Raw genomic sequence first — 18,487 nt, forward strand, 5'->3', positions numbered from 1 at the left:
CACGGATCACGGTTCACCGATCTCACCCCAGCGCTGGCCCTCGATCTCCGTTTGGAAACAGTGACTCAATGCCAGCAAGATGAAACCAAAACTCTTTATCAACCCTTCAAGAGATTTTTTGAGTTCGCGAGTCGATATAAATTATGTTCATCAATTTTTTCGTTAAAAACCCGCCAAATGGCTCAATTTGAATAACTTATTTTTCCCATCAGGCCAAATGGCTACCCTGATTTTCATCATTCATTTTTAAGTTTCTTTTCCAATTACCAAAACCTTCGAGGTTTGGAAAACCTCAAAGGTTAGAGGAAAAAGAGGGCCAGCTGTGGAAACTGGCCCAGCAGCCTGAAAACCTGCAAGTAAGGCTGCAAAAAGTGAGATAAATATAGTTAAAATACGGAAGTTCATTTCTCTCGATGGTTTGGGTGAGAGACAAGCCAATACCGGTGAACCTCCTCCAGGGAGATGCCGAAAACCCTTGTTAGAGTAGGCAAACAACCAAAACGGTTTGTCCCTTTTTGATGTGTTAAAAAAGGGTCCACAACAATGAATAAACTAGCAAAACTGCTTCCCGCACTGGCATTGGTGCTGGGAGCGACTTTAGCCTTTGCTTTTTCCAGTCCTCCCCAGGGAACTTTGAAAGCATTGGTCAATAATCAATGGGTTGAAATCTCAGAATCTCAACCCTACCTCTGTGATGAAGCTCAAACTTCATGTACAGCCAGGTTTGATGAACAGGATCAAATGATCCCGGGCACTGAAGAAGCAGGGGAGTATATCCCGCTTTAATCAGTTTTTGCGGGCAGGCTCACTCCTGCCCGCTTTATAAATTACCTCGGATTTTGCCTGATACCACTTCTGTCAATTTCATCCTGGGGAATGGGAAGCGCAAAACGCAGATCACCTTCCGGAAGCCTTATCTCCTCTCCGTTTATAATTCTGCTAAGGGAGATGTTGCCTCCCAGAACATTCAGCCGCTTGATATCCCCCCATCTCATCCCTCTCAATACCAGCTCCTTTCTCCTCTCCTCCAAGACTTTTTCCAATAATGCTTCGCTATTTAGCTCAGTGACGGGGATAAACGTACCTGTCTTAAATCGTTTAGCTAACAACGTATTCAAGGAGTTGGCCGCACGCTGAGTCTGTCCCATCCTAACCTCACATTCAGCCTTATTCAACCATAATTCGTCCACTGCCAAGCCACCAAATGCATTGGCGAGATAAGCATATTGACCCCTGAATGCCATCAGTCCGGCCCTTGGAAAAAAGAATAAACTTCTCCTCAAATCATCCTCTTCATATTTGGCATAAAGCTCCGGGGAAATTGCAGATCCTGCCGAAAAAAAGTAATAGGTTCTCAACAACAACTCACTGTAAAAAATCACTTCGTCCAAATTCCCGACAAAAGGCCTTGCCGGACTTGGATTGATTAGGTTATAATCCAGTAAGGTGTCGTATAAATTCAAGGCTCTGTCGGCGGCTTCCAGACTTTTTTCAAAATTCCCCATATACAGATACACTCTGGAAAGCATGGCCCAAACTGCCGCTTTGGATGGACGGGTATTCACCGAAGCAGTCTCAGGCAACAAGGGTTCAGCCGTGTCCAAATCCTGAATAATCTGCTCGAAGGTTTCTTTTAAAGTTGCTCGGGGTAAGGAAACAGCGATATCTGAATCCACCCGCAATACAATACCCAATTCATTGCTTGCTGTCTGAGGATCGTAACCCAGGCAAAAAGACCTTGCTAGAGAGAAAAAGGCATAAGCCCGGTAAAAGTGAGCGGATCCTTTGAGATTTCTCCATTCCGGTGTGGACTTTTCCGAATTGCCGAATTGCTCCAACTCTCCCAATACCACGTTGGAGAAAAAAACCTGATCATAGGGACGGGACCAATCCGTGTTCATTGCACTGTTGATTGGCTCCCTGGACCAGGTATAAATTCTTCGTGAATCTTCGTCCAACACCGATAGTCTGGAATCCAGGATTACTACGTCATCCGAGGAGGCATCCAGCTGGGAAGGCTCTGCATTCATCACCTGCAAGTTATTGTCCAGCAATGCCCACAATTCGGAAATGGTGGTGGGTACAATCAGGGCCTTATCAGGTTTTTCATCTAAAATCCCTGAGCAGGAAGCTCCCAAAAAGAGTAGCCCTGCCAAGAAAAGGGTTCGGTTTAACTGTTGATATTTTTTCATCTTTGTAGTCATTTTGATTTATTTTAATACTGTAGCCTGAGGCCCAAAGTCAAGGAACGCAGGGGGTTCATGGTTCTGAAATCAGGATCCAGGGGATCATCGGACGCTTTCCAAAGCATGGCCAGATTATTGGCATAGCTGAACAGCTCAATTTTATAAGGTTTGGCTTTGGGACTCCATTCATATCCCAATCTGATATCCTGAAGACGAACATGGTCTCCGCGTTCTACCAACTCGGATGAAAAGGCATAAAAGTTATCTCTGAAACTGTCCCTATTGGAAGGAAGGGAAGGCACATTGGTGATCAGCTCATCTCCCGGGCTCTGCCATCTCTTGGAGAAATCCCCATGCCCCTGCTCTCCATTGAGGATGGGAAGATATCGGACGGAATTTCTTCGATAATAATACCCCAGTCTATAGGTAAGGTTGGCAGAAAGGTTCCAAGCCCCCCAAGACCAGGTATTTCTGAAGGAACCAAAATGGGTAGGTCTTGCAGACCCATGGAAAGTTAAATCCGAAGGACTGGCGTTGTTGATAATGGCTGCATAATTTTTGGAGGGTTCCCCATCCAATAAACCCAGGGGATCGCCCGTATCCGGATCCAAGCCCACAAAAGGCAGGGAATAAATGGCAAATATTGGTCTTCCTGTCAGAGGAAATACCGGGGATGAAGGGTTTGCCCCGGAGGCCTGTCCCAAATAATTCAACACCGTGGTTTCTACTTCATAATCCACTACTTTCTCCACGACATGGGAATGGAAAAAATCCAATCTCCATGCGAAAGGTCCTTTCACTAAATTTCCGCCCAGCTGCAAATCAAATCCCCTACCCAGACTGGAAGCAAAATTTCCACGAAACAAATCCACCCCAGTATTGAGAGCCAATGGGATATCCCCTATCAAATCGTTCCCTTCTTTTCTGAATGCCTCCAGAGAACCTGTTATTCTGCCCTTCCAGAGATCGAAGTCCAAGCCTATATTCCAAATCCTGATTTGTTCCCATCTCAGATTGGGATTCGGTGGATTGATAATATTTGCAATGGGCAGCGCGGTATACCTGCTGTTTCCTATCAATCTTGCTGTAGTCAAAGCCGCTACTGATTTGTTCACATTTCCGTTGACCCCATAGGTAGTCCTGATTCTCAGAAAATCTATCCAGGAAGGTAAAGTCCAGCCTTCTTCTGAAAGTGTCCAGGCAAGACCTGATGACCAGAGCGGAACAGCCCGCTGATTGGTTTCTACCCCAAACAGATTGGATGCATCCCTGCGGGCACTGAAGCTCCAGGTATATTTCCCTGCATGGGTATAGGATCCATTTAAAAAGTAGGAGATAAAATTATCTGCCGTGCCTGTATTCCTGTCATTAAAAGGAATCACAGCGCGGGTGGAAGGGGTGGGGTATTGTGTAAATAAACTCACATAATCCACCGGAATTCCTATTCCTGTCTCCGGATTAAAGCCGTATAATCTGCTCGCTACTCCCTCAGTTCTCAAGGTTTTGAATTCATAACCTGCCAGCGCATTCAATTGCCCTTTCTCCCCTACTGATCTGTCTGCCCTTAGAATAGTTCTCAGGTTGTGACTTTCACTCCGTTGATTGTTCCAGTCCTGAATTGCACCTCTGGGGATGGGAAAGCTCAATTGTCCGGAGGTATTTTGCTGTGTAAACCGATTGATCAAATCCCTCGCGGCAAAGCTATCCTCCCTTTTCAGTTCATCGCTGTTTCTGTTAGCAGACCAATATTGATAGTAAACTTCCGCACTAATTCCATCCAACAGTTTGAGCGTACCGGACAAATTAAGCCTGAGATCCTCCACTTGACTGGATCTTTCCACCAGGCTTAACTCTTCCAGTGGATTCAGCATCCAGGGCAAGAGGCCTTTTTCCTCAGCCTCTCTGGCAAAACTTTCCCGGATTCCCGGATAATATCCAATGGGGTTGCCCTGCTCATCTGTGAGTTGCGCATAGGCATACAAGGGCTGTGCACCGGTAAACCGCAGAGAAGAAGGTCCTCTGTTGGAGCCTGCTGTTCTATTTTGGATGTAATTGATTCCCAGCCCCAAATTCAGGCGATCTTTCCATAAACTCAGGTTCTGATTGGTCAAAAGGGTATATCGGTCCAGGCTGTTGCCTACCAGTTCCTCCCGGTTGGAGTCCCAGCCCGCAGACACAAAGTATCTGTAATTTCCCGAACCACCTCTGACATTCAGATTGTATTGCTGATTCAGGGAAGACTGATAGAGGTAACGCCCATAATCCTTTCTCACATCCCGGGTGGCAAAGGCTGAAAGTCTAGCTTCCAGGTCCTGATCGGAAATCATCCCATCCCGGTTTTGAATCAGGCTTTCCACTGCCGGGGTAAGGGGCGTGCGGAAAGGGGAATTTTCTTGATTGAGGTAAAAGCCCTGCTCAAAAAGTGACCTCTCCATTCCAATTACCTCTGCACTGCTCATCAGAGGCTGATAGAAAGGATCAGGTTGTTCTACCCAGGTGGTATTGAGCATCAGGTTGACCTGAGGTGCCTGGCCTTTTTTCCCGGATTTGGTAGTAATCACAATCACCCCATTTCCGGCTCGGGCTCCCCAGATGGAGGCAGCGGCCGCGTCTCTCAGTACTGAAATACTGGCTACATCATTTGGATTGATGTTTTCAATCGGCCCATCATAGGGAAAGTTGTCTATGATAATCAGGGGTGAAGCGTTGGAAAAAATGGTAGAACGGCCTCGGATGCTGATTCTGTCCGTTCCTGAACCCGCGCGGTTGAAGACCAGTCCGGGAGTTACATCTTCCAGCCTATCCAATATGGAGGTACTGATTCTTCGATTGATCAATTCTTCATTCAGCCCCACAAAAGACCCCGTTTGCCTTTCTTTGGGGATTTCCTGGTAACCGGTAGCGAATACCTCCACCTCCTGCAAACCAAAGGAATCGGGTGAAAGATAGACCTCCAACAGTTCTTCCCTGGGTAGCTGAATACTCAGGGTTTGGGTTTGAAAACCGATAAAACTAACCGTGATGTCAACTTCTTGCAATTGAGTTTTCAGTTCAAACAATCCGTCAGAATCGGTTATTTGCACCTGATTGGTGGAAGCCAAGCGGATGGTGGCTCCGGGTAAAGCACCTTGATCTTCGGAGGATAAAACCTTTCCTTTCAAGGTAAAAGATTGGGCATAAAGTTCTCCCGATAGGAAAACATAGGCCAGTAGCAGGATGATTATTCTTAGTTTCTTTTCCATGATTTCAAAGTTTGATGGATGTATGATTTGCGAGTAGCTGTTGCAGTCTTTCAGGATTTTGATAGAGATCCTGAATTGCTATCAGGTTTCCTTCAGGATCAATCAGTAGAGGTCTCGGGGCTGAGGAAATCAGGTATTTTCTGAAAAAGGGATGGGAATAGCCCTCTTCTCCCGAATAAAGGCGAATCCAGGAGTCGGAATTGTAAAGGCCGCTTGCCAGTCCTCTTTTCCATGTTTCCTCAGAGCGGTCTGCCGAAAGGGAAATCAACAGCAGCTCATCCCGGTCCTTCAAGGCAGATTCAAGGCGGGATAAGACCCGGCTGTAATAGGAGGAGGAGGCACTGCAGCCGGTAAAATAAGTATTGATCAACAGGGTCTTTCCTTTGAACTGATCCAGATTTACCTTTTCGCCTTGTTCATCAAGGAAACCAAAGTTCCCTACCCGTTCTCCGGCTTTGACATTTCGGACAATTCCCCGCAATTTTTCCCTGATGTTGGGATTGGAAATTTGATTTTGGAGACTATCCAGCTTCTCAAAAGTGCCTTTCCCTAATTTAATATGCCGGAAAACCCATTTTGAAATCATCAGGTCCCTTTCCAGGCCTGAACCCAGGCTGGTTAGATGGCTTTCTGTACTCTCAGGTTTGAGACCGGATTCCAACTCGGCCAGTTTGAGCTTTAATTCCACCACCTTTTCTGCAAAAGGAAGATCCAAACCAAATTCCAGGGGGATGGATTTACCCAGGTCCATTTGTCGGATAAACTCTTCAATCATCCCTTTTTCTCTGAGGGAGTCCCCTGCATAACCCGCCAGGGTTTGCAGTCGGCCCACTTTGGAAAGAAAATAATCAGCCAAGGTTTGGGCATGCAGAAAGTCCAACACAGCATCCGGAATCTTTTTGTGATAAAAAAGAATCAAGCGCTCCACCTCCCTGCAGAAACTGTCCTCTTCCATTTCCAGGGCCAGCTGTTGCAGCATCTCTGCCACATTGATTTGTGTCAGTTGGAGTTTGGGCCCAAATTCCTGCTGATTTTTAAGAAAGGCTTCCTGGATATCAGGATGTGAGAAGACTTTCTCCCCTTCCCGATGATGGATACTGATTCCCGTTCTTTTCATGGACTGTTCCAGCAGCGTGTGAAGCCTGTCCTGCAATTCATACAGTGCATAGGATGGTCCAGCGAATATTTTTTGACCTGCATTTGGATCCAGTACCAGATGGATACTGTCGGTAGGAAAGGCCAGGAAATTCTGGATTACAGGATGCTCATCGAGATAAAGTGAAAGGTATCCCGGTCTTTTGGAAGGAATGGAAATTCTGGACCAGACTGTTCCGTAGGCACCGTCATAAAGAGTTCCCGCCTGAAACGAGTCAGAATATTCCTGAAAATCCGGAGCTCCGGAGAATGCATCCATGGGATCTGGCAAAAAGGTTACTCTAACCTTTGAATCTGAGGCTCTCTGCATGAGTTGCGTGTAGAAAAGTAAGTTGGAATTGGGTTTGGGATCTGGGGAATCAGAGGCAGAAGGAATGATTTCCTCCCGCCCTGATTGGAGGGAACTGGCATCAACAAGACCATTTCCCGGGGGTGAATCGGCAACTTTATCCGATGCCACCAAGTACCTCCCGACAAGGCATAGCAATGCCAGGAAGCATGTGAGTAGTAATTTTTTCATGCTCAAAAGAGTTGGAAGACCGGAGACAGAAGACAGAAGCCTGGAGAAGGAAGGGGAAAATCAGAAATTAGAATTCTGAAAGCTGAAATGCCTAAACAGCAAGTTGATGGTAACCAACAAACACTTTATAGGATATAGCTCTCCCATTCCAACTCCCAAATGTCTTTAGGACTGGTCGGTCTTGATTAGAAATTGATTAAATGTAATAAGCGAAAATCCTCTGCAGCGGAAGGCTTATCTAACAGTCGACAGTCAAAAGTCGACAGTCAACAGTGACGTCACTCCCTGATCATCGGTGGTAGTCCCCTTGGGTAATACAAGCCCCTTGGGAAGCAATCAGGGAGAAAAAATAGGTTCAGGTAGGGTTTTTAATCAGGTTTTTAAAGAGTTGCTTTGGATTGGACCAAGGCCACCATTCCAATTCAGGTAAGACTTGAGTTTTCATAGATTTAAGCTTGAGGACGGGAGCACGAAGGCGGAAGAATTTTCCAAATAAGGCTCAATAATCCACTTAATACTTATTCCCTACTCAAAGATGGTAGGATAGCTACTTGATACAAAAAAGAAATCAACGATTTCCACCATGCCAGGTAAATGGCTGCAAATAATAGGTTTAAGAGAAAAATTTCCTCGGATTAGTATTTGACCCTACTTCTTAATAAAAGAGCAACCCGAGTAGAAAAGTGTTAAGTTTTAATCAGATTGGATTTTTTGGCTTCCTGGGAAAGAGCCATTTGTAGGTATTAAATCCTACATCTGCTCCCTTCGTAATTGATTGAAGACAGACTAATCCTGCACACTCTCCCTGATTGAGAGAAGCAAATGGAAAAATGGCAGTTATTGTCTCAAAAATCCTCATCTAAAAACGATTCTCAGACAATTTTAAATGGATATTTTAAGAAAAAAGAATAATTTCGGTAGTATAAACTATACTCAAAGTAGTATTACACTACTATTTGAAAAAATTCAAGCCATTTAAAAGATAAAGTCCTATTTTTGAATACTAAAGTACAACTATGAGAGAAGCAGATCATTCAGAATTCACGGTTTTGGAGAACAAAACCATAGGGAGAAACCTATCTACTTTCAGAAAATTAAGAGATAAAAAAGCATTGGAAGTTGCTGATTTTCTTGGAATCAAGGAAGCTACTTATACCAAATATGAGCGGGGTGAAAGTAAGATCACTATAGAGCTAATCCAAAAAGTAGCTGAGTTTTTAAAAGTTGATCCTATTCAGATTTTAACTGCTCAGCCTGGCCATTATGTTGAATCAATAACTGGTTCAAACAATATTGCAATTCAGACTAATAGTATTTATAAAGCAACTGATGCAAAACAAACTGAGGTCATGATGAAAATGATGGAAACGATGATGCAGATGAATGAGGCGATCAGGAAGATTTTGGAGGGGAAGTAAAAATTGAATTCTTATGGAGAATCATTTAATCAGTCTTTTAATCGGAGTCACTTCAGGAGTTATGGCTTCATATTTATTTTTAGTTTTTTAAGCCGTAAAAAGCCAAAAATTGAAATTGCTTAGCACATCAGTAAAGTCAATTTTAAAGGTGAGGACAATTATTTCTTTAAACTCGTAAACAAGACTGACTCCGAGCTATTTGATGTAAGAGTCGAGGCCACATTTTTCAAACCAATCGGTGATTTGAACGGAACAAATTTACACGGAACAGATATTCCATTAAAGGATTCATTTTTATGTACATTCCTAAGTCAAATTCTGCAGACCAACACAATTTACATTGTATAAGGCTCAGAACCACCGAAGACTTGGAAGAAAAATGGACTGACGATTCGTCAAAAATTCGCTTAACCATCATTGGAAGGCATGCCTTATCTGGGTTTAATCAAGTCTTTTTTAAGGAATTCAACTCAAAAAGATGTATTACATCTAAACAGTTTATCTCAGGGGATAGTCTTGAGGTCAAGTAAAACTTACTTTGAAATAAAACATATAAATCCAAACTAGCGTTATAATATTGATTTAAAACTTTTGAAATCATGAAAAACGATCACATTGCTGGCTAAGCTTCAGCGCCAAGAAAAATTACTTAGAACTAAAATTTGATCCTTATAGTAAAGAGCCTCATTGGGCTCTTTTTTTTGAATTAAGTAAACTAGGTACCTTGATACAATCGATTACCCTTTAAAAATTCCTTTCCTCCCAAAGATCAAAAGCCTCTCGCTCGAAATTACTCCCGATGATCTCAAACAGCCCTGTATTCTATCAAAAGTTATTATCATTTTTAACCTTGGCCTAAAGGCAGGATAATCCATAGGTGCTTCCAATTTGACTTGTATCAACTACCACTCAAACTCGGCTTGAAATCATAGGTAAGTCGAAGAAGAGCCGAAGATGAGTCGAGGAAGAGTCGAAGTTGGTATTAAGTATCTACCCTTTAAGGTTGAAAAATATGTGATTAAATTAAAATGTGAGGTCGGTAGTTTCCCTTTATTTTAAGGTTGAAATCTAAAACAATCCTTCACCAACCTATTCAATCCCATAGGGATTTCAGCTCGGTAGCAAAAAAATAACCACAAACTCTTCTCCATGCCGTAGGTATGGAAGAAGGTAGAAATACAATAGAAATATATAGAAATACGCCTGCAGCAAAATACGGGTCAATCCCCCCTTTGGAAGTGTAAATTTAGTTTAGGATGATTTCCTTTGGTAAAGGGGGCAAGGGGGATTTTTGAGAAATACTGTGGAAATAAATAGAAATACGCCTTCGGCGAAATATCTTGGAGAAGCCGAATAGATCGAAAGATATTTTTTAAGATAAGAGAAGATATGCCTTCGGCAAGATATTTATTGAAAGAAATACAGTAGAAATATATTGAAATAGGCCTTCGGCGAAATAAACCTTGAAGACAGCTTTGATCAAAAGCTCTGAAAGAGCGTAATTTATTAGCCCCGAGTGCAACTCGGGGTAAAAGATTCACCACCACCCTCCCCCAGCGCTGGCCCTTGATCTCCATTTGGAAACGATGACTCAATGCCAGCAAGACGAAACGAAAACCATAAAAAAACCCTCCAAGGGATTTCTTGAGTTGCCGGATGGATGTAAAAAATGTTCATGTCCCATCTTATGGCAAACCCTTGGAGGGTTTTTTCGGATTACAAATCCTACGATAAGACCTCGGAATTGCAAATTCCGAGGAGCCAAATCGCTATCGCAGATCTCGAGCAGCTAAAACAGCCAAAAAAAAATCCTGCTCTGAGGCAGGATTTCAGTTATAGGTATTTGTAGATCAGGGCTAAGTAGACTCCAAAAAGGCAGCTTCCTCTCTTTTTCTTCTTTCTTCCTCCACGATTCGGTTATAGATTTCTGCCCGTTTCTTGATTCGATTGGTTTTTTCCCAATCCATGAAGGCCACAATCACAAAAAGCATATAATACATAATCTGGGATTTTTGACGGATGATGATACCCAGATTCGACATCACAAAGGTCATGGAGATAGAAATAGAAATAAACACCACCGCCGACATCTTTACCATGGCCGGAGCAATCCGCATATAATCAATAAAGCTCTTCTTAAAAACCTTGGAAAACATATAAATATACAAGGCATTTTCAATTGATACGATTATACCCAAAGCATTAGGAGAATCAATAAATAATGGTCTGAACCAAAAGGTAAAGAGTTTCATCGGTAAGCTGTATGAAGTCATATCAACTCCCGACCCTGCAGATTGTAGTCTTTGTGCGTTTAGGGTAGATTCTTCTTCAAAGCTCTCCACAAGATTATTCGGGTCATAACCCAGATATGTAATTAAATCCTCATAGACAAAAATAGAAACACCAATTCCAGCCAAAGCAACTAGATATTTTTGATAGGTAGGAACTTTTTCTCTACCAAAAACAAAACTTAAACCCATCCCAATCATTACTGCAAATAAAATATGCGGCCTTACCATGTAACATAAAAAGCCTCCAAAAATTAAGTGAGGAATTCTTTTACCCGGCCAAGATAATCCATAAGTTAAAAATCCAATTCCTGCAAAAATAACAGCTCCCTTCCCCAAGGAGGCAGTCCAAAAATGCATATTAGGTAAAAACATAAAAATGGTAATTGCATCCCATCCTTCAAACTTGGGGTTAAACCGAAGGTTTTCCTTCATAAAACAATAAAAATAGACGAAGCCCCAATAACCTAACCATGTAAATAGGAACATGGTCATATCATAATTGAAACCTAAAAATCTAACCCAGGGAAAAGACAACCATTCGATGAAATCAGTTCCTGCAGAAAAAGCATCAAACCAATTTTTCCATAAAAATTGAGTTTTATAATAATAATACTGAGAATCTGATCGATTGAACTGTGCATATGTCCAATAGACCAATCCAAAAAACATATGATACCAATACATCTGGTTCAATAGTCCAGCTTTCAACCATTTATGCTCCTTTTGAAGATTATTCAAAAATGGCTGAGAAACAAAAAAAAGGAAAAGGACTAAGAGAACTGCGCTAAGCACTTTTTAGAGTTTAAAGTTATTTGAGACTAAAGTTAAAAGAAGAATCGAAAAGGGGAAATATTAGGATTAATTGGGTTATTGGTTATTTGTTATTTGTTTAGGATTAAAGGAAGGTCAAAGAATTGATTATTTATTCTATTTGTCAAATTGAGAAACTGGAAATTAATAAGTCGAATTGAAGAGTAGTTTTAGTTTTGTTTTAGAAGGTATTTGTAAAACTCTTCAAATTGGAGGGAGACTTGGGGAAGGGAAAAGTGAGTGCAAACGAACAGATAAGCTTGGTCCAAGATTTTTTGTTTAGTACCTTTTTTCATTGAGATTACTTCCAGAATAGCTTCAATAAAGGCTTGGGAATCTTTTGGCGGAATGCACCAGCCAGTTTCTTCGGTTTTGAGTACTTCTGGGATACCCCCTACTCCAAAGGCTATGACGGGAACTTTGTGAATCATAGCCTCCAAAATAACTGCAGGCAGGCCTTCGATTTTTGATGTTAACACTAATGCCTTGGCCCGTTTTAATATTGGAAAAGGATTGGTTTGGCTGGGAAGGATGTGAACTCGATCTTCTAAACCATACTTCATGATTTTTGATTTCAACCTGTTTTCCAAACTCCCTTTGCCCATATAGACCAAGTTTAGATGAGACCAAACTCTCTGATATTCAAAAAAAGTAGTTAAAAGCCACTCTGGATTTTTTTCGGGAACTAAACCGCCCATAAAAAGTAAAAAGTTTTGAGGCAGATCAAAGTCTAATTTTTGACTACTTAATCGTTCAATTTCTAAAGTGTCGATCCCAATTGGGACTGTCTTAGTTACCTTTTTAAACCCATAAAAATTAATTAAATCTATTCGTGTTGCCTGTGATACTGAAATCACGGCATCGGTTTGATTTACTAAAAAATGATAATACATTTTCTTCCATCTACTCTTAATAAAAGGACTCATCATATTGGCATTGCGATAGATGAGTTGAAATCGATTGGTGGCCAATTTCTTGGCAAAAACACCGTATCGTAGCGTATCAGAAGCATTTGCCTGGACAATATTCGGCTGAAATGAATCAATTATCTTTTTGAGTTGCCAAAAACCAACCCAATCCAAATGCGTCCTATTCTGTCTGCCCAATTGAATAAATTCCCCAGAAAAAGCCAAGTCCCCTGTTCCGGATAAAATACTGATGACCAAGACCTCATGCCCCCTTTCTTTCAATTGCTCCGAAAGCTGAAGCGCAAATATCTCAGCTCCTCTTAGCTGCGGCCGGGTGAGCAATTGAATGATTTTCATACTTGAGAGTAAAAGTTCAAAAAGTCCCTGCTTGCCCTTTTGAGACTAAAAAAAGACTTTGCTTTTTCGATATCCTCAAGGCTCTTAGCTAAGTAACGCTCATAATTTTCCTGAACCGAAACCATAGCTTGAATAAAACCGCTTTGATCCTTTTCCGGAACCAAAAAAAGGGAAGGAAATTCAGATTTCAGTTCGGTAATTCCGCCTACAGCGTAAGCAATGATTGGTATTCCCATGAATAGAGCTTCCGCAATTACCGCAGGCATACCTTCAATTTTGCTAGGCAAAAGCAAAACACTAGGCATTGGAGCATCATACCAAGGTTTTTCTAAAGCACCTTGAAACCATATTCTGGATTTCATATTTTGATCTTGAACCCAATTTTCAATCTCTCGCTTTAATGGCCCCTCACCTATTAAGTGGAGATTTCCTTTTATCCCTTTATCAATACCTTGCTGAAATAGTTCAATCAAGCCTTGATGGTTTTTCTCTACGGTAAAGCCTCCTATATGTAGCCAAGTAAAATCTTCCTGCTCTTGCGCATAATTTCCCGAAATACAAATACCAATTGGAATTACCTGATGATGAAGTCTTGGATTAAAGGTTCTATCCAAATCAGCTTTGCTAAACTCAGAAACAGAAACCAAACCATTCATTCTACGGAGGAAAAAAGCATTCATTCTTTTTTGAAGTCCATTTCTAAGATAGTAGCTCATTACTCCACCATTGTTAAAAATCAATTTGGGCTTTTTGGATATGAATAAAGAAGCCAAAGCCAAAAACTTCAAGGTGTCTCCCCCATTCGCTTGAATGATTTGGGGTCGAAAATCAGCCACCAAATCGACAAATTCTTTCCAGAGGTGAGGCTTCCAAAAATCCTTGGACGAATTAAGCCCCAAACAAAGAATTTTTTCTTTAAAGGGTAAAGCAAAAGAACCAAAATACAAGCTTACCACCTTTACTTCCAAACCCTGCAGTTCAAACTCCTGGGCTAGCTGAGCCGCAAATACCTCCTGCCCTCGTGCTTGCTGTCTATGGATCAAAAACAGAATTTTCATTTTCTGGAGTAAAAATCAAATATCCTGCGATCCCCAATTCTATTCATGGTGTGAATTCCCAAAGTTCCCTCTTTTTCATTAGGTTCAATACGATAGGCCTCTTCCTCTCGGTAAGAATCCAGACTGAGTGATTTCACCTCCATCACTCGTATTCGATGACCGTATCTTTTTTCCGAATCTTGTGCTGGTCTGTAAAACTTCCCATTCTCTTCAAATAAGCTGCCTGCGGGTCTGGAAGATCGCACATCCGACACAATGGGGTTTCGGGAATGTGATTGCCAGCTAGGTTGGGAAAGAGACTTTGAGAAGTACAGGCTAAGCTCGTCAAAGGGAGAACAGGCTGGATGGGATTTTTGGTTGACAAAAAGCCAATACCCTTGTTCGGTTTTCCAAAGCGTAGGATCATAAGCTTCTTCGGAAAAAAGCTCTTGCTTTCTTTCCCACTTGAAAGGAAAAGAAATAGCTTGATAAAGCCATAATTTTCCAGCTTCAGCGGATTCCGGAAGCATCCAAAAGGCGCCATTTTCCTCCCAAACAAAAGGATAAGAAAGATGCCACTCCTCTTCAATTACAGGGGCACAATTTCCTTCCTCATCCATTATTGCGATGATTCCCTTTTTTCTTTTCTTGTCAAATTGCTCTACAAAAACCCATAGTCTGCCTTGATAAAAAATAGGAAAAGGATCAGCCAAATAATACTTATTGCCATCCTCCCTTTTAATCAATTGAGCTCCCCGAGTAGAAATCAGCCGCCTATTAATTGACAAATCACTTATCCACCCAATATCCCAATGAGGAGCTTTGAATTGCTCTCGAGTCTTTCTTTTCAGATTTCTTAAAAAAAGATTAGTCCCCATTCGAAGCATTGAACGAGTTTGGGGTGGCTTGAGTAATGGAGCGGAAAAATCGATAGCTTTGGAAGCAACATTCAGACACCAGCCTGCCATACCCAATCGGTCTATTTCCCTAACCACCCTAGCAGGAAAAGCAGCAGAAGCCCAGAAGATACGATTGGCATTCCGCTGCACAGAGAGCGGGTCCGTTTGGGTGTGCGACTCATAAAGGATCTCCCCTTTGTCCAGCTTTTCATTGAGTCGCATCAAAACGCATCCTGTGGCAGGAATTTGCTTCATTACTTCCCAAAAGGCAGGAGGGCCACCCCGATAAACTTTAGGATCACCATGATGGTAGGACCATACACCTAATTTGGGCACCTTGAGTATTTCCCCTGAAAGAATCCTAAAACCAAATCGAATCACAATGTCTAAATCGTAGCTGGCAATCTTTTCTATATCCTTATCAGAAAAGCTATCCCGATACTTTGTTTGGATAGGTTTGGTTGAAAGAACAGGAACCTTAGAAGAAATCACTTTTGATAGCGGTACCGATTCAAAAGCATCCAAATCGTCCTTGAAAAAGATACGGTCTAACTTTCTATAGACCCGATATAAAAAGGGAGATGGCCTACCCGAAGGCTTAGGAGATTGATTGACCACTAAAACAGAAAACTCAACCAATCCAGTAGAAAGGAGCTTTCTAATCGCCTCAACCTGCCAGGCTTGGATAGTCAAAGAGTCTAAAAGAATCCCTATTCTATACAAAATAAACACATATAAAGCCTCATTTTTTCAAAACTCAAATTACGATCTTTGATGAGTAATAATTATTCATATTCAAATGACTTTACAAATTTCGGTCTAAGGGTCTTTGACCACTCAGAATTTATAAATAAAACATCACAGTGCATAAGAAACCTTCCTTTTGTGTAAAGGCTTTGACTCTGTTTATAAAACCCAACGACATCATATCCAAGTCGTGATAAATACTCTTGAATAGAATTGTAGAATGTTGTTCTTGGATGATATTTAATTCCCAATTCAAGCAGAATAAACCCCACTTTTTTACTTTTTAGATAATTAGATGCTCCTTTTAGCACCTCCATTTCAAATCCTTCTGTATCAATTTTTAAAAAATCGATATAATCTATATCTATTTTTTGAACAATATTATCTAAAGTATCAACTTGAATTTCTTCTAAATTATAAATAGGGTTGCTATTTTCATTTCGTTTTTTAGATAATGAGTTTTGAGTTGATTTTTCCTGAAGAGGAATTTTAATTTTTTCAGTGGTTTCTCCTAAGGCAAGATTATAACAAAAAGATTTATTCGTATTTGGATTGGTTTCCTCTAAAATTTTAAAAGTAGATATCACAGGTTCAAAAGAAAAAATTTTTGAAGAGGAAAATTTCTTTAAATAAAGATTCCTTGATTGACCCACATTTGCTCCTACATCAAACACAACTTTTATGTCATTTAAACTTGTTAATCTTGAGACATCATTAAACAAATCTATTCCCCATGGTTCCTTTTTAATCCGGGAAACTTTTAAACCTAAGTTTGAAAGTCCCTCTCTTATTAATTCCTTCATAAATCTCATTTTTTTCGAATTAATTGAAAATGAATATTTAAGAGCCTTTCCTCGTATTCTTTAGCTACATTTTCGATATCAAACCGATCTTCTGCTACTTCTTTAGCGTTCCTTCCCAAGGCCTTCATCGCATCATGGTTTTCAATGGCCCAAAGCATTTGTTTGGCCAAATCATTAATATCCTGAACCGGAAAGACTAAGGCGGTTTTTTGATCTGTAACCGCCTCCAAATTCATAGGGATGTCCGAGGCAATTATGGGAATTCCTACCATCATTGCTTCGACTAAGGCGCCGGAAAAGCCTTCGTACCAGGAAGGGAATAGAAAGTAGTCAGTAGTGAGCAGTGAGCAGTGGACAGTAGGCATTGGGGAATAGCCATTGAGTAGAACCTCCATAGGGTTGGGTAATTTACCTGGGAGGAATACGGAGTCTTGAAGGCCTAAATCTTGAACCAGTAATTCCAGCTCTTTTCTGAAGGGACCTTCCCCAAATATGATTAGGGTGCAATCCGGATAGGTTTGGAGGACTTTGTCAAAGGCCCGAATGGCATCTTGGAAGCCTTTTCTTTCCAAAAGTCTACCATAGGAGATGAAGTTTCTAATTGGGTCCGTCACTGCGATCCCAACAGTGGCGGGAGAATCTGTCTTAACCGAAGAAGATTGCTTCGCATCGCTCCCGCCACCGCGGGCAGGCGCAATGACGTTACGCGCAATGATGGGAACGGGACGACCTCGGTATACCACCGAAATCTTATCTCGATCAATCCCCAAGGTCTTCACGTGAGAATCAGCTAAAGTTTGGGCATTGGCAATCCAATGAACAGGTATGCCTGCGGTAAGCCGGTCCAACCAATAGACAATTTTGTATTTGATCCCCTTTTTATCTGTCCAGGCAATAGGAGCATAACTATCATTTACTAGAGTACCTATGAGTGGAACTCCCGTAATCCAAGAAGCGATCCGGGTTATGATATCTGCCCTCCAAAGAGAGGAAACCAGCAAATTGGGCTTTTCCTGTCGTATCAATTTGACCAATTTTCTTACGGCAAGAATAAAATGATAGGACTCCGGGATATCCAAAAAAAAGAGCCGGATTCCGGCTCGATCGTAAGCTTTTCTTAGGTCATGCTTAGGATAGAAATAAACAAATCCTACATCCACCTCCTCGGAAAATCGTGAAAGAATCTCTAGGTGACTTCGTTCAGCACCTGCATTGAATAAGGCGTCTTGGGTGAAGAGAATTTTCAAGTTTCTTTCAACGTCATTAAATCTAAAGATTTACCTTTTTTCCCCAAAAGTCCAGCACGGACCCCCTTTAATCTCATTTTAGTAGTTATCCATCCATTTTTAGCTAAAAGACCACCTATCAGTCTTTTGCTTTGGAGAATTATGCAATCAATTAAATTAAATGCTGTAAAGTGAATCCTTACAAAGTGAATGAAATTTCTTGACTGATAGTACGATCTCCAAAGATGTGAATAAGAAGTTCCTCCTCCCCAACCATCATGTAAAATTTCAACATAAGGATTGTTTACTACACCTATTTTATATCCTGCATTTCGAATTCGATAGCAATATTCAAAATCATCAAACATCATGAACCAATCTTGAATAGGAAAACCAACTCTCAATAAATCTTGAAATCTGGCAATAGCTCCATCAAACAATGCGAAATCGGCATCTTCAATATCCTTATGATTTGATTGTATTTTTATTCTTTTTCCTAGTTTGATGATTGACCCAGCCGAAGAAATCATTGAAAAATCCGTTGCCTTAATTTTTGAAATAAGAAAATTTAGGTATTTACTTTTTGGTATACTATCATCTTCTAAAAATACAACATAATCAAGATTAGGCCTATTCTCTTTCAGATATTTCATACCCTTTGCCAATCCAGCTCCATGACCTATATTTTCTTTTAAACAGAGTATTGTTGGTTTCAATCTCTCCTTGTGGTATTCCAAAATCTCCTTTGTACTTGTTTCACTACCATTATCAATGATAACAAAATCCAAATAACTCCAATTAAAATTCCCGATTTCAAAAAGTAGGGAATCTAGTAATTTTGGTCTATTGTAAGTAACTAATAATAATGCAACAGAAAAATCTACCATC

Annotated in this window: 13 protein-coding genes; 2 read left to right on the forward strand and 11 right to left on the reverse strand. The window is 41.0% G+C overall.

Going from position 1 to position 18,487, the window contains the following annotated elements; all coding sequences use genetic code 11:
* Nucleotides 1-246 precede the first annotated feature (246 nt).
* A complete protein-coding gene (locus tag B2906_RS01000) occupies nucleotides 247-405 on the reverse strand; it encodes a hypothetical protein (RefSeq protein WP_286935300.1) in 159 nt (52 codons plus the stop codon).
* A 138-nt stretch (nucleotides 406-543) separates the two neighbouring features.
* Between B2906_RS01000 and B2906_RS01005 the strand changes: the two genes are divergently transcribed.
* A complete protein-coding gene (locus tag B2906_RS01005; RefSeq protein ID WP_286935302.1) occupies nucleotides 544-786 on the forward strand; it encodes a DUF6520 family protein in 243 nt (80 codons plus the stop codon).
* Between the two features lie 41 nt (nucleotides 787-827).
* On the opposite strand, the gene B2906_RS01010 is transcribed toward B2906_RS01005, so the two are convergent.
* Genes B2906_RS01010 through B2906_RS01020 form a run of 3 tightly spaced genes read right to left on the reverse strand, consistent with a single transcriptional unit; the run spans nucleotide 828 to nucleotide 7,103 of the window.
* Nucleotides 828-2,192 (reverse strand): RagB/SusD family nutrient uptake outer membrane protein, encoded by a 1,365-nt coding sequence (locus B2906_RS01010; RefSeq protein ID WP_286935303.1) that lies wholly within the window; start codon nucleotides 2,190-2,192, stop codon nucleotides 828-830.
* Between the two features lie 23 nt (nucleotides 2,193-2,215).
* Nucleotides 2,216-5,428, reverse strand: coding sequence for a SusC/RagA family TonB-linked outer membrane protein (locus B2906_RS01015; RefSeq protein WP_286935304.1), 3,213 nt, complete (start codon nucleotides 5,426-5,428; stop codon nucleotides 2,216-2,218).
* 4 nt (nucleotides 5,429-5,432) lie between these two features.
* On the reverse strand, nucleotides 5,433-7,103 hold the full coding sequence (locus B2906_RS01020) for a TlpA family protein disulfide reductase (RefSeq protein ID WP_286935306.1): 1,671 nt from the start codon (nucleotides 7,101-7,103) through the stop codon (nucleotides 5,433-5,435).
* Between the two features lie 1,016 nt (nucleotides 7,104-8,119).
* Here B2906_RS01020 and B2906_RS01025 point away from each other — a divergent pair.
* A complete protein-coding gene (locus B2906_RS01025; RefSeq protein ID WP_219958425.1) occupies nucleotides 8,120-8,521 on the forward strand; it encodes a helix-turn-helix domain-containing protein in 402 nt (133 codons plus the stop codon).
* A 1,856-nt stretch (nucleotides 8,522-10,377) separates the two neighbouring features.
* Here B2906_RS01025 and B2906_RS01030 read toward each other — a convergent pair.
* The 7 genes from B2906_RS01030 to B2906_RS01060 all read right to left on the reverse strand — a co-directional run bounded on the left by B2906_RS01030 (nucleotide 10,378) and on the right by B2906_RS01060 (nucleotide 18,486).
* Nucleotides 10,378-11,604 carry a hypothetical protein gene (locus B2906_RS01030; protein WP_219958424.1) on the reverse strand — a complete coding sequence of 409 codons (1,227 nt, stop codon included), beginning with the start codon at nucleotides 11,602-11,604 and terminating at the stop codon, nucleotides 10,378-10,380.
* Nucleotides 11,605-11,792: 188 nt separating this feature from the next.
* Nucleotides 11,793-12,887: a glycosyltransferase family 4 protein gene (locus B2906_RS01035; protein WP_219958423.1), complete on the reverse strand. Its 1,095-nt coding sequence runs from the start codon at nucleotides 12,885-12,887 to the stop codon at nucleotides 11,793-11,795.
* The gene (locus B2906_RS01040; protein ID WP_219958422.1) at nucleotides 12,884-13,945 is read right to left on the reverse strand and encodes a glycosyltransferase; all 1,062 of its coding nucleotides are present in this window, start codon (nucleotides 13,943-13,945) and stop codon (nucleotides 12,884-12,886) included. The genes B2906_RS01035 and B2906_RS01040 overlap by 4 nt, the downstream gene beginning before the upstream one ends.
* Nucleotides 13,942-15,555: a glucosamine inositolphosphorylceramide transferase family protein gene (locus B2906_RS01045; RefSeq protein ID WP_219958421.1), complete on the reverse strand. Its 1,614-nt coding sequence runs from the start codon at nucleotides 15,553-15,555 to the stop codon at nucleotides 13,942-13,944. The genes B2906_RS01040 and B2906_RS01045 overlap by 4 nt, the downstream gene beginning before the upstream one ends.
* Before the next feature lie 53 nt (nucleotides 15,556-15,608).
* The gene (locus B2906_RS01050; protein ID WP_219958420.1) at nucleotides 15,609-16,373 is read right to left on the reverse strand and encodes an FkbM family methyltransferase; all 765 of its coding nucleotides are present in this window, start codon (nucleotides 16,371-16,373) and stop codon (nucleotides 15,609-15,611) included.
* 5 nt (nucleotides 16,374-16,378) lie between these two features.
* A complete protein-coding gene (locus B2906_RS01055) occupies nucleotides 16,379-17,620 on the reverse strand; it encodes a glycosyltransferase (RefSeq protein ID WP_219958419.1) in 1,242 nt (413 codons plus the stop codon).
* Complete coding sequence (locus tag B2906_RS01060; protein ID WP_219958418.1) at nucleotides 17,617-18,486, reverse strand: glycosyltransferase family 2 protein; 870 nt, start codon at nucleotides 18,484-18,486, stop codon at nucleotides 17,617-17,619. Before B2906_RS01060 ends, B2906_RS01055 begins: the two co-directional genes overlap by 4 nt.
* Between the last annotated feature and the right edge of the window lies 1 nt (nucleotide 18,487).

The sequence above is a fragment of the Algoriphagus sp. UBA3586 genome, assembly GCF_002376385.1.
GTDB lineage: Bacteria > Bacteroidota > Bacteroidia > Cytophagales > Cyclobacteriaceae > Algoriphagus > Algoriphagus ornithinivorans.